This is a genomic window from Stieleria magnilauensis (genome assembly GCA_007753675.1).
Taxonomy (GTDB): domain Bacteria; phylum Planctomycetota; class Planctomycetia; order Pirellulales; family Pirellulaceae; genus Stieleria; species Stieleria magnilauensis.
Map to the genome: position 1 here is coordinate 3,865,476 of CP036432.1, position 12,909 is coordinate 3,878,384.

Sequence of the window (12,909 nt, forward strand, 5' to 3'; positions counted from 1 at the left end):
ACAAGCAAACCCGGGGACATGGCACGAACGCTTGGCTTGCAATCAAATCCCCTCAAGGTGCCATGTCCCCAAACTGGCTATCAAATCCTCTCAAGGTGCCATGTCCCCGAGCTGGCTTGTTCTTGATCAATCGAACGTGCTCCACCTTGCTGTCGAACACGGCGGACTGCGAATTTGACGTCGTGTCGCCGATCGGGCAGTCGAGCGCTAGTGTGAAAGGCTCTACCAACACAACGCGGGTCTCAAGATCGGCATCGGCTAGGCGCACCGCCAACCAGGAACCGATGCATTCGGCAATCGGATTCTGATTTCGAAATTGAGTTTCCAATGCGACTCGCAGTACCGCCGCAATCGCCGCCGGACCACCATCGGTAGCGGTGCGAACAATCGACTCAATTGGAGTCGCATCTTCGCTACATCGAAGCAAATCGGTTAGCAAGTCGTGGTTTCACGGGTCAATCCGGCTCCGTGAATGGCGAGCCATTCCTTGGTGACCAAGCCCGCCGGAAAAAGGTGTTGACTTGGGAACATCCAGATTGCGGTGGTTAGTAGAATAGCGAATCCGCGGTGTTTTCGGTGACGGCATCCAATGCATGCAATCACCGTCGAAAGCGAGAGCACTCGTGAGTGGGTCGATCCGTTTTTCAGTTTCAGTTTTGACTTGAGTGATGAATGATGCGTTTTGTGATGACTCTTGCGGCTTTGTTGGTTGCGTCTGCGGTCCAATCGGCCGAGCAGGACAAGGCGAAATCTGCACTTGAGGCGATTGAGAGTAATCGCGGCGGCCGGCATTGGGTCGAACAGGAAACGGCGCCGCCGAAGTCGCCGGCGGATTCGCTCAACGCGATTCAAATTGAACCGGGCTATCAGATCTCTCTGTTCGCGGCCGAACCACTGGTCCGCGATCCCGTCGCGATCTGTTTCGACAAACATGGCGACATGTACGCCGTCGAATACGGCGACTATCCGATCGGTCGCGAAGATGAGGGTGATCCGCTATCAAAGATCGTGATGTTGGAAGACAGTGACGGCGACGGCGTTGCGGACCGCCGACACGTCTTTGCCGATAAGCTGGATTTCGCCCACAGCATGATGGCTTACAAGGGAGGCTTGCTGGTCGGTGCGAAAACGAAAGTCTTGTTCCTCAAGGACACCGACGGAGACCATGTCGCCGATGTCCAAGAAACCTTATTCCACGGATTCACCCCCGCGCACCCCCAGATGCAAATCGGCAACCCACGCTGGGGAATCGATAACTGGGTGTACTTGAATTACGGTCCGGGAAAAGTGACGTCGAAAGCCGACCCGGATTCATCCATCGATCTGCCGCGCAAAGACTTTCGCTTCCATCCCCAGACGATGGAGTTTGAAGCCGACAGCGGAATGGGACAGTTCGGCAACACCGTCGACCGTTGGGGGCATCGTTTTTATTGCACCAACCGAAACCCGATCATCACGACCTTTCTGGCCCCGAGCGTCCTGGCGAGAAACCCGTTTCATATCGTCAGTGCCCCCTACTACGACGTCGCTCCTTCGGGCGGACAATCACAAGTCTTTCCCCTGGTTGCGATGAAAAGCAATTATCTGTCTCACGCGGGAACCCATACCTCGGCCTGTGGCACGACCGCGTACACGGGCGACCTGGGAGACGAATCGTTTCGCAACAGCGTGTTCGTTTGCGAGCCGATCGGCCACTTGGTGACACGGTCGATCGTCGACACCGATTCCCTGAAATTCACAGCGAAACGTGCGCAACAGAAAAGCGATTTCGTGGCCTCGGCCGACACTTGGTTCCGGCCATCCAGCCTGGCGACCGGTCCCGACGGTGCGCTGTACCTGGCAGACATGTATCGTCTGTGGGTGGAACATCCAAAATTTCTGCCGCCGGAAATCGCGGCAAAGCTGGACTGGCGGGCCGGCGATGATCGCGGCAGGATCTATCGAATCGTTCCCGCCGGTTCGAACACACGGCCATTCACTCCGCCGCAATCAGACGCCGATTGTGTCGACTTGTTGGCCGACGGCAACGGATGGCGCCAATTCCTGGGTCAACGGCTGTTGGTCGAGCAGCAGGCGACCGATCAGACGGCTCGAGTGCGCAGCCTGCTGACGTCGCAATCACCGACGACACGTTTGCACGCCCTTTGGACGCTCGACGGGTTATCGGCACTGACACCATCCGACATCCGGCAGATGAGTTCCGACGCGAACGTTCATTGCCGTGTCGCGGCGGCGACGTTGGCGGGCGACATGACCGATGACGACACCGTTCAGGACGCTTTGAACTCGCTCGCGGGCGACCCCAGCCCCCGCGTCCGTTTCCAAGTCGCCCTATCGCTCGCGGCCAACGATTCGCCACAGGCCACCGCAACGTTGACTCAACTGGCGCGACGCGATGGGCACGACAGCGCCTTTGCCGACGGATTGCTGACCTCACTCCGGCAGCGCAGCGGCGCGGTGTTGGTCGGGTTGATCGCCGACGGTTCGTTTCGCGAGCAAGGTAACGCCGGCAAGTTGGAATTGGTCCGAAGACTGGCCGCGATCGTCGGCGCCCGTGGCGACCAGACAGAATTGAGAACTGTTTTTGAATTGCTCGGCAGCGACGGCGACGAAAATTGGTGGCGTGCCGCGGCGATCGCCGGGATCGGTGACGGCCTGCCGCGTTATCGTGGCGAGCGGGGACGGATGACGTTGCCGAGTCTGATCGCGAAGCCGCCCGCAGAGCTGAGCGATTCCATCGTTGCACTCAAAGCGGTGTTTGATCGCAGCGGAGACATTGCGTTGGATCCCGAACAAGCTGTCGCGGATCGCGTCGCGGCGATCGAGTTGATGGCCTATCAACCGTTTGACGCCGCCACAATAATGTTTGCGGAGTTGCTCTCGAGCGAACAACCGGTGCAAATCCAATCGGCCTGTTTGGAGGCACTGCAACGGAACGGCTCGGCTGGAGCCGCGCAGATCGTTTTGGATCGGTGGCCAGAGCTGGGACCGTCGGTCCGCGGCACCGCCATCGCGTTCTTGCTGCGTCGGACCGAATCCACCCGTCTGACACTTGATGCGATGAGCGAGGGAAAAATGAACCCGTCGGCGTTGAGCATCGATCAACGGGTACGATTGCTCAAACACTCCGATGAACAACTGCGAGACCAAGCGACAAAACTGTTTGGCGGAGTGGTTTCGCCGAACCGCCAGAAAGTGGCAAAGGATTATGAGAGCGCGCTGGCGATGAGTGCCGACGCCGCGCACGGCAAACAAGTCTTCACGCGGGTTTGCGCCAGTTGTCACCGGATCAGCGGCGAAGGCCATGAGACGGGTCCCGATTTGACCGACGTCCGCAATCGTTCCAAACCTGCGTTGCTGTACGACATTTTGGATCCCAACGCCAAAGTCGAACCGCGTTTTACGTCGTATTCGATTTTGACGGCCGAAGGCTCGGTGTTCACAGGACTGATTGAATCGGAAACCAGCGAGGCGGTGATCTTGAAGATGGCGGAGGGGAAGACCAAAGCGATCGGCAGGGCAGAGATCGATCAGATGAAAGCCAGTGACGTGTCGTTGATGCCCGAGGGAATCGAAAAAGACATCACGCTGCAGCAGATGGCTGACCTGTTGGCCTTTCTGAAGGACCGTTAATCAAGGAGCAGCAATCAAGTGGATTAGGTTCCTGTCTGTCATTTCAGCATGGACAGGCAGGAAGCCTATTCCACTTTGCGGCTCAGGTATTCGGAGTTCACGTCGACGAATCGCAGGTTGCGGTGTTTGGCCTTGCTGATACCGATCCGTTTTGTCGCCCGGATGACGGGGACACGCGGGATCGAATCGGTGAACACGCCGATCCGTTCGTCGCTGACCAGACATCGGCCGTCGTCGCCACGATCGATTTGCAACGCCTGGCACAACATTGCCGGACCGCGAGTCAACCGGCGGACATCGTCGTAACCCCGGAGGCGACGCATGACATCCAGGCCCCAAACTGGTTCGATGGCCCGGATCAAAACCGCGGCCCCCTGGTCAGCCGGTTGCGTGACCGCATTGAGACAATGTTTCGCATGAATCGGATAAACGTACAGCGTCCCCGGGTCGGAAAACATCGACGCGTTGCTGGCCGTCTTTCCACGCGCCGAGTGACTGGCCGGATCGCCTTGATCCAGATACGCTTCTGTCTCGACGATCCAGCCGCCCAGCCATTGACCGTCGACGTGATGAAGCAGAGCTTTGCCGATCAGTTCTTTCGCCACGACCGCCGTCGGACGTCCGTAGAACGCGGCGCCGAGGCGATTGGAGTGCAGCGATTTTGGGGGCGAGAAATGTTGGACCATTCAAGACATTCGAAGAAATGACGCTGTGAACGCAACAGGCCGTGAAACAATCTATACCGCTGGTTGGATTTTCCCCATCTGTCGACCGCCGATCAATGGTGGTTTCTTGCGCGTCGTCGATGACCGAATCGTGGAGATCGGGGCACTGTCTGACGGCGATTACCGACACCAAGATGTCGTGGATCTGGGGGACGTGGCGGTGCTACCACGAATGGTCAATGCGCACACGCACCTGGAGTTTTCTGATTGTCTGACACCGATCGGCCAACCGGGGATCGCACTGTCCGACTGGATCGGCAGCGTGATCGCCGCTCGCGGTGTGGCAACGTCTGACCAGCGTCAGGATTGCATCGGCGCGGGGATCGCCGAATCGGTCGCCGCCGGCGTGGGATTGATCGGGGATATCGCGACCGCACCGTCCGCCTACCCGACCGACGCGGGTGCGACGATTGTCTCGTTTGCCGAAGTACTGGGTTTGAGTATCGACCGAGCCGGAGAGCGGTTTCGATCCGCACAGAAGCACGCGGACAGCTTAGCGGCGAACCCGTCGGTCGACTTTGGCGTCAGCCCCCACGCGCCCTATTCAACGCCACCTGATTTGATTCGCCGCTGTGTCGATTTGGCCAAGCAGCACGGCGCTGCATTGGCGATGCACGTCGCCGAGTCGCCCGACGAGCGAACGTTGCTGCGGCAGGGCAGCGGGCCGTTTGCCGATGCCCTCCGCAGCGCCGGGCTGTGGACGGAGGGGCTTTTCCCTTGGGCCGGTTCACAACCGCTGATGGAGCTGATCGGCTGGCTCGCCGAGGCGCCGAGGGGCTTGCTGATTCACGGCAACGACCTTCAAGACGACGAAATCGAGCGAATTTCGCGACACCGTCAACTGAGCGTTGTGTACTGTCCACGAACGCACCACTTTTTCGGTCATCCCCGCCATGGCGTCCAAAAACTGCTCGACGCGGGAATCCGAGTCGCTATCGGCACGGATTCGCGGGCCAGCAATCCCGACCTGAGCGTCTGGAAAGAAGTGCAATTTCTACTCGATCATCGCCCCGATCTCGATCCACACGCGGTGCTGGAGATGGCGACGCTGGCCGGATCGGATGCCTTGCTAGGCGCCGGATCTCAATGTGGGAGAATCCAACCCGGGCGGATCCCTCACCAGAGGCCGGTTATGATTCCCACGACCGCCAAACGCCTGAATCAGGTGTGGCGGGATTTCGCAGTCGGGGAATTGTCGTGCACGGGGTTGCCCGGGCGGGCATAATAGGTCCGAGTTTCAAGTTCCAAGTCCCAAGTCCGGTTTGTTGCTTTATGTATCTTCGTTTGGCTTCGCGATTCCTTTTCGAAACCGACAAGCGATTGCTTGCCAAAGCGGCGTGGACGCTTGGTGTGAAGGGACTTTGGAGTGTGCACAAGCACAAGCGGCGGCTGAAACGCGGCGAGTTCTTTCCGCCGTTTCTGTATCTGTCGGTGATCAACAGTTGCAATTTGCGCTGCCAAGGTTGTTGGGTGGACGTGGCGGCCAAACAACAGCGGATCGAACTGGATGCGGCGAACGAGACGATTCGGCAGGCCAAAGCGATGGGCAACAGCTTTTTCGGCATCCTGGGGGGGGAGCCCTTCATGCACAAGGACCTGCTGAAAATCTTTGAACAAAACCGCGACGTCTATTTCCAAGTATTCACCAACGGTCACTTCATCACCGACGAGGTGGCTGCGGAATTGAAACGGCTGGGGAACGTCACGCCGCTGATCAGCGTCGAGGGATCAGAAATCATCAGCGACGAGCGACGTGGTCGTGCCGGCGTCTTGAATCAAACGATGGAAGGGCTGAAGACTGCCCTGAAACACAACTTGTTGGTCGGCGTGTGCACGAGCGTTTGCAAGTCTAACATCGATGACCTTGTCAACGACGCCTGGGTCGATCGATTGATCGAGATGGGGGTGATGTATTGCTGGTTCCACATCTATCGACCGGTCGGTCCGGAATCCAATGCTCAGTTGGCACTCAATAGTGACGAGCAACGGCGGGTTCGACAGTTCGTCGTGGACACCCGCGCGACCAAGCCGATCATCGTCATCGACGCTTATCACGATGACGCCGGAAACGCCCTGTGCCCTGCGGCGACCGGGTTCACCCACCACGTCGGCCCGTGGGGCGATCTCGAGCCCTGTCCGGTGATCCAACTGGCCACCGAGTCGATCCACGACGACCGTCCACTGGCCGAAACGTTCAACGAGTCACAGTTTCTTAAAGAGTTCCGATCGCTGACGGCCGAGCACACGCGCGGCTGTGTGATCATGGAGCGCCCCGACTTGCTGGTCGAATTGGCCGAAAAGCACGGCGCCCGCGACACGACCGCTCGGGGTGCCGTCATCGAGGAACTGAAAAACGTCACGCCGCGGCGGAGCCAGTTCCAACCCGGTGATGAGATTCCCGAACGGAGCTTTGTTTATCGCTGGGCCAAGAAGTACGCCTTCAACGATTTCGGAACCTACGCACGGCACTTCGACGCGGCGAAGTATCGCGACCCGGACAAAGACGCCCCGGATCGCGAGTCGTCCAAGAGTGAGTTACCGGTGCTGCAGTAGCGCGCCGCTCCCCCTTTCGAACGGGCGGCGGCAAAGCCGCCGCCCGTTCGAAAGGGGGAGCGGGTTGGGGGCTTTCTTTCCTCGGGTGGCGGTCACTCCGCTGCGCTCGTTCCCTGACCCCAGGCTATGTTGTGCATGCCCTTTGGGCAAACACTGCGGAACGTTATCCGCACCAGGCAACTACAGCTGGATCACCTGTTCTTCGTTGATCGTTTCGGCGTGGGATTCGCAGCTTGCGGCCAGTTCGATCTTGGCGTGCCAGCGACCTTCGGCGTCACCGCGGACCAACCAGTGCGGCTGCACGCAGACGCTTTGGTGCACTAGTTCGAACCCCGCTTCACTTTGGCTGACCGTTTCGACGGGGAACGCCCAGATGCCGCTGGGGCGATCCAGTTTCAGCGACACGTCGATCCCCAGCCAGCGATCGGAAAGCGATAACTGTGAGGCGTGTTCCAGATTCAGTTTCTCGCCGAGTTGTCCGAGATGCTGGCCGTCTTCGTCGCTGAAATAGCGGTCGTCGGCACCGGAGGGAAGCCCCGCAAAATTCATCTCGACTGCAAAGTGCAGATCGCGATCTCGCGGCAGGTTTTCCAGCAAGTAGGTGATCTCCAACGCATCGCTTCCGGTCACCATCGTGACGGCTTTGGTCAGCACGATCGGGATTCCCCAGGCGTTGCCTTCGCGGCGCATCTGCACTTGGACGCGATCGGCACCCCGACGCAGTTTCGCCTCAAAGGGAAGCTCAACGAAATCGCCGCGTTCCATCGCTTCACCACGGGCGACCGACTCGAGATCCGTGTCGACGTCGTAGAAGTGGTCCATCAAGCTTTTTCGCGGGTAGCGATCGTATTGCAACCGCTGATCCAGATCGGCTTGTTTGAACACCACGCGGTCGTGGATGCTGGCGACGCTGTCGCCATCGGCGTTGGGACCGGCGAGCACTTTCTGGTGGTAACTTTCCGGACGCCGCTGCAGCGTGGCGAGCAAGTTGTGGCTGATCTCGCGCACATCCAACTCATAAATTCGACCGCCACGTCCCGGAGCGACCCAGGCGCAGAGTTTGTCATTGCTCAAGCGGACTTCTTGCAGCCCATCAAAGTCGTAATCGTCGGCAGTCGCCTGGACCGCGCCGGACAGTTCACCGGTCAGTTTGCTGAGCAGATTGTCGGCCGTGATCAGGTGTTGATAGACGGCGTTGCGGAGGTGCGGCAGATAGATCCCACCAAACGCGCCGTGCCAGTAGGGGCAATTGCACTGGCCGCGGTACAGATGATCGCGAATCACCGCCAATTGCCCGGCGTCGATGCCGGCCGATTCGGCATCGGCCAGACGACGGCTGACGTGCATCATCCGCGCGTACATCTCGTTGGTTTCTTCGTACTTCGATTTGAAGTTCCGCCAGTACCCGCCGCGGACAAACGTTTTCAAATCGTTCCAACGCTCGTGGGAGTCCATCTCATGGGTCACCTCATCGAGCACGACTTGTGACTCGGTCGGCAGCGACCACTCGGTCATCTCGCGATAGCTGCAATCGGGCAAATAGATTTTCCCGACCGGTGCGGTGCGATTGATCGCTTCGCCGAGGGCCACGGTGTGCAACCACGGGGCGTTTTCTGTCAGCGCGTTGAACAGCGATTTCAACCAGCCCTTGTCGTACACGTGTACTTTGGTGTCGGGCCAGGTACCAAATTTTTCGCCGTCGTCGCCGAAGGTCAGGACCGCGCCAGGGGCTCGCTCGGCCACGCTGCGACAATAATCGATCGTCGCCTGGACCGGTTGGAAGGGGATCGTGTAACGCAGGTGTTCTGAACCGGGGAAGATACGCAGCAACCGCCCGTCGTCTTCGGTGATGAAGTAACCGGTCAATTGATTCTCATCGACTCCCGCGGCCCGGAAGTGATAATCGTCCAGCACGGTGTAGCGAATGCCGGCATCGGCGACGTCACGCGTCAACGTGGATTCCCAAACCCGCTCCGGCGTCCACATCCCTGCCGGGGTGCTACCCAGGTGCCGCTCCAGCCAGCGGCCATACGCTTCGATTTGGCCGATCCGGTCTCGCGCCGGCAGCATGGTCAAGATCGGCTCGTATTGCGGACCACCGACGATCTCGATCCGTCCCGCTTCGACCAACAGTCGCAGCCGATCGAGATACTCCGGATGACGCTCGGCCAACCACATCATCAACGGTCCCGACGTGTGCAGCGAAATCTGCAACTTGTCATAGGGCTCAAAGACATCCAAAAACGGTCGATAGCTATCTTGGTATGCCTGCTCAAACACGCCGTCAAAGTTACCGATCGGCTGATGATTGTGCAAAACCAAGCAAAGATGAACGTGAGCAGACATGTTCGCAGGAGTTAAAGTCGTGAATTGGTAGCAACGATTGATGACACCGTGCGTTGTCGCACAGCGTAAGGGTTCAACCAGGTTGCCGGACGTGATTACTGAGCGAATTGTATGAAACGAGTGGACGTTTCCGAATGGCCACTCCGGACGGATCAGTCCGGTTGCACGAAATCGATCAGGCGTTGAAGCAAAAGGTTTCCCAGTTTGTACGTCTTCCCCTAACCGTTAACGGCGACCCACAGCTTGTATCGGCATGACTGTAGGGGTGGACAACAGTCAGAATCGGCAAATTTTCACAGCGATTCTTGACCGATCGCTGGGGCAGACCGGCCGACAGGGTGGTGCCGGTGACCACACCGGCCAGCCGGGGAACTGGATTGCTTGAGAACGGGGTCGCCAGCCGGTGGGCCGTCGGGTCGCCAGCCGGGCGGCCGGTTCGCGAGTCTCAACGCCTGGGGAAGGCGGAGGTCTGGAGCCGCCAGCGTGCGGGTGTCTTACCGCGTCAGCAAAACGTTTCGCGGATCATGCCGTCGGGCGATCTCGCGGTAACGCAGCGCGGCGGTTTCCGGCAACAGTGAATTGATCATGCAGTCACAGCTCCACTCGAATCCCGCGGTTTTGTTCAATCGCGGAAAGACATCGAGCGACCATTGAAAGGCTTCGGGCTGTTGGCCGCCGGGAGGGCAGGTGTGTAGCAGGTAATTGAATGCTTTGCCCGGGAAGGCTTCGTTGACCCAGCAGAGCACTCGCCACAGGAAACTGGACAATTGGTCCAACGACGTGTCGGTCATCAGATCAAAGTGGGGTTGGTGTTCCACCGACGTCAATCGAATCATGCCACCGAAGCGGCTGGCGAACGGGCAGAACGCGACAAACGAGTCGGTACGATCGATCACCCGACTTCGCTCGGCCAACTCGGCACGCAACAAATCGCAGGCGAGCGTGCATCCGGTCCGTGCCCGGTGGTGCTCGCAACGAAGCAACGTGGTACGGACATGGTGCGGCATCAGGCTGGTCGCGATCAGCTGGCTATGGCTGTGCCGCAGCGACGCACCGGCTTCGGGACCGCAATTCTTGAACACACTGATGTAGTTGATCCCACGGACCTGTCGCCAATGGCGAATCCGGTCGCGGAAAGCGAGCAAGGTCATGTAGACCATTGCGGGGTCATATTGCGTGATCGATTCGGCGTGCAGCGAGGATTCGACAATCACTTCGTGTCCCCCGACCACATCGGTGATCGGAAACAGATTGTGCCGATCGACGTGGCCGCCTTTCTCGGCATCGCAGGGGCTGACGGCCGGAAATTTGTTGGGCACGACACGCACGTCCCAGTTCTCTTGTTCGCCCGGAACGACCTCGACCGCCGGTCCGGCAAAGCGGGTCGCCGCGCTATCGAGTGGCGCCGTTGCCTGGTCGCCCAATTTGGCCGACCAGACGGCCTCCGGCGTGCGGTTTTCGGCGCCGACACAAAAGGGACAGGCCGCATCGACGCTCGGACGCTCGAACGTCGGGTGCTCCAACGCCGAATGCTCTGTGGCGGTGGCGACAGAGGGCTGCTTGGCGGATTCGTAATCGTTGGGGCGCTGATCGCGTTTGGGCGCAAAAATCGTCCAGTCGCCGGTCAGCAAGTCTCGCCGGGTATGCGACGTTGCGCTGCTGCCCCGATAGGAAGCCGCTTCTTTTCGGCTTTTGGTATCGGCATCTGAACGTGTCAGTGAACGGATGACCGATCGCCGCGCCGGTCGTCCCGGCCACATCGCTTCGGTTTCGCCGGCCGACGCCAGTCGCGTGTCGGTGTCGATGGTCCCGGGCTTCGCTTGATATTCTGAGACCGCTTCGCTTACTTGACGGGGCAGATCTGATTCTGCCGAAACGATTTGCGGTTGTTGCTCAGAATCAGAAGACATGCGTCGCAGCAGGGTTAGGTTGGGATTGATGAGGATGCCTGAACACGGGTGCTGCCACCACCGGCTTGTCCATCAACCTCTCGTCCGCTTGAGCCGTCCCAAGTCATCCAGATTGGGAGTGCTGTTTACGGACCCGACTTGCGTCACTCTACCAATTTCTGAGCAATTTCCAGTCTTGTCTGAGCAAAAAAACAAAATCGTTTGCCGGCCCTCATTTTGGCACGAGAGCCTTGCCCCCCTTAAGGGAAACTGCGTTGTCGTAAAGCTCCACATACTGGGACGCACTCTTCCTCCAAGACCAGTCCGCGGCCATCGCCCGCTGCACCAAATTATTCCAAATTTTTTGCTCGTGATATCGCAATTTCAGGGCTCGGCCGATGGATTCGTCGAGTCCGCGCGGAGAAACCTCGCGCAAGTGGAATCCGGTCGCCGTTTGGTTGGATAGCGTTTCGGCCGTCGTGTCGACGACCGTGTCAGCCAGACCGCCCGTTGCGGTGACAATTGGTATCGTTCCGTAACGGAGGCTATAGAGTTGATTGAGCCCACACGGCTCATAGTGACTGGGCATCACAAACAGATCCGCACCGGCTTCAATCCGGTGCGCCAGGGCGTCATGAAAGCCGATGTGTGCGGCGACTTGCTGGGGCGCTTGGGCCGCCAATGCCGTCAGTTCGGCTTCGATCTGCTTGTCGCCGCTGCCAAGGATCATCCATTGCGTCGGCCGGCCTTCTTCAACGTGCTGACGGATCAACGGCAGGATCAAATCCCAGCCTTTTTGTTCGGCCAAACGCCCCACCAAACCGATCATCGGCACGTCGGCTGATTCTTCGAGTCCGAACTCGAGCTGCAGTGATCGTTTGTTGGCGGTTTTGCCCGACGGCCAATTGTTTTGATCGTAGTTTGCGCTCAGGTGAACATCGGTCGCCGGATTCCAGACGGTCTCATCGATTCCGTTGGTGATGCCAGTCACACGCCCGCCTTTGGACGCCAGCACGCCATCGAGACCGCAGCCGTGCTGCGGCGTGCAGATCTCCATCGCGTAACGGGGACTGACGGTCGTGACATGGTCGGCGCAGACGATTCCTGTTTTCAGAAAATTGAGCTGCCCGTAGTACTCGAACGTCTCGTGGGTGAAATGTTTCCAATCCAAGCCCGTCCACTTGAACGCGTCATGGTGAAACTGACCCTGGTAGGCCATGTTGTGGATGGTCATCAAGGTCGCCGCCTTTCCGAGCGACCCAAACGCTTTCGGTGACGCCTGGAGCAGGGCGGGGATCAAGCCGGATTGCCAGTCGTTGCAATGCAGCACATCGACGTCCATCTCGATCCGCGCGAGCGCAGCCAGCGCCGCACGACAGAAGAACGTGAAACGCTCGGCATTGTCCCGATAGTCCCCCAGCGCGTCTCCGTAAAGTGATTCGCGGTCGAAGTACTGGGGCTGGTCGATCAACCAAACGACGACGTCGCTGTCGGGAAGCAGACACCGCAGCAGCCTCCCCCCCACCAGTTTTCCTGGCGACATCGGGATGGCGAAACTAATATCCGTCGTGTCAATCTTGAGACCGGCCCGGTAAACACTACGAAAGGCGGGCAGGATCACGGCACAGCGGTGTCCCAGCGCGGCGACTTCGCGGGGCAGCGTGCCGCAGACATCGGCCAACCCGCCCGTTTTTGCCAACGGTACTGCTTCGGAAGTTACGTAGACAATATTCAAAACTTGGTACCTGAGTCGGAGCCGGACG

At 59.1% G+C, this 12,909-nt stretch carries 8 protein-coding genes; 3 read left to right on the forward strand and 5 right to left on the reverse strand.

All coding sequences use genetic code 11. The features are described from left to right. Positions 1-52 precede the first annotated feature (52 nt). Entirely contained in the window at positions 53-328 is a 276-nt protein-coding gene (locus TBK1r_RS13670; RefSeq protein ID WP_145211401.1) for a hypothetical protein, read from the reverse strand. A 344-nt stretch (positions 329-672) separates the two neighbouring features. On the opposite strand from TBK1r_RS13670, the gene TBK1r_RS13675 reads away from it, so the two are divergent. Beyond that, complete coding sequence (locus tag TBK1r_RS13675) at positions 673-3,633, forward strand: PVC-type heme-binding CxxCH protein (RefSeq protein ID WP_145211404.1); 2,961 nt, start codon at positions 673-675, stop codon at positions 3,631-3,633. Positions 3,634-3,698: 65 nt separating this feature from the next. Here the strand turns inward: TBK1r_RS13675 and TBK1r_RS13680 are convergent, their stop codons facing one another. After that, positions 3,699-4,319, reverse strand: coding sequence for a DNA-3-methyladenine glycosylase (locus tag TBK1r_RS13680; protein ID WP_145211407.1), 621 nt, complete (start codon positions 4,317-4,319; stop codon positions 3,699-3,701). A 25-nt stretch (positions 4,320-4,344) separates the two neighbouring features. On the opposite strand from TBK1r_RS13680, the gene TBK1r_RS13685 reads away from it, so the two are divergent. Next, on the forward strand, positions 4,345-5,583 hold the full coding sequence (locus TBK1r_RS13685) for an amidohydrolase family protein (RefSeq protein ID WP_419581326.1): 1,239 nt from the start codon (positions 4,345-4,347) through the stop codon (positions 5,581-5,583). Between the two features lie 47 nt (positions 5,584-5,630). After that, the gene (locus TBK1r_RS13690) at positions 5,631-6,911 is read left to right on the forward strand and encodes a radical SAM protein (RefSeq protein WP_372896760.1); all 1,281 of its coding nucleotides are present in this window, start codon (positions 5,631-5,633) and stop codon (positions 6,909-6,911) included. Positions 6,912-7,091: 180 nt separating this feature from the next. Here TBK1r_RS13690 and TBK1r_RS13695 read toward each other — a convergent pair whose 3' ends face one another. The 3 genes from TBK1r_RS13695 to glgA all read right to left on the reverse strand — a co-directional run bounded on the left by TBK1r_RS13695 (position 7,092) and on the right by glgA (position 12,881). After that, on the reverse strand, positions 7,092-9,257 hold the full coding sequence (locus TBK1r_RS13695) for an alpha-amylase/4-alpha-glucanotransferase domain-containing protein (protein ID WP_145211410.1): 2,166 nt from the start codon (positions 9,255-9,257) through the stop codon (positions 7,092-7,094). A 494-nt stretch (positions 9,258-9,751) separates the two neighbouring features. Next, the gene (locus TBK1r_RS13700) at positions 9,752-11,167 is read right to left on the reverse strand and encodes a galactose-1-phosphate uridylyltransferase (RefSeq protein WP_145211413.1); all 1,416 of its coding nucleotides are present in this window, start codon (positions 11,165-11,167) and stop codon (positions 9,752-9,754) included. 211 nt (positions 11,168-11,378) lie between these two features. After that, on the reverse strand, positions 11,379-12,881 hold the full coding sequence (gene glgA / locus TBK1r_RS13705; RefSeq protein ID WP_145211417.1) for a glycogen synthase GlgA: 1,503 nt from the start codon (positions 12,879-12,881) through the stop codon (positions 11,379-11,381). Positions 12,882-12,909 lie beyond the last annotated feature (28 nt).

Coding starts and splice junctions, on each gene's coding strand:
- TBK1r_RS13700 (WP_145211413.1), bottom strand. CDS start 11,167: ATGTCTTCTGATTCTGAGCAACAACCGCAAATCGTTTCGGCAGAATCA.
- TBK1r_RS13680 (WP_145211407.1), bottom strand. CDS start 4,319: ATGGTCCAACATTTCTCGCCCCCAAAATCGCTGCACTCCAATCGCCTC.
- TBK1r_RS13695 (WP_145211410.1), bottom strand. CDS start 9,257: ATGTCTGCTCACGTTCATCTTTGCTTGGTTTTGCACAATCATCAGCCG.
- TBK1r_RS13675 (WP_145211404.1), top strand. CDS start 673: ATGATGCGTTTTGTGATGACTCTTGCGGCTTTGTTGGTTGCGTCTGCG.
- TBK1r_RS13690 (WP_372896760.1), top strand. CDS start 5,631: ATGTATCTTCGTTTGGCTTCGCGATTCCTTTTCGAAACCGACAAGCGA.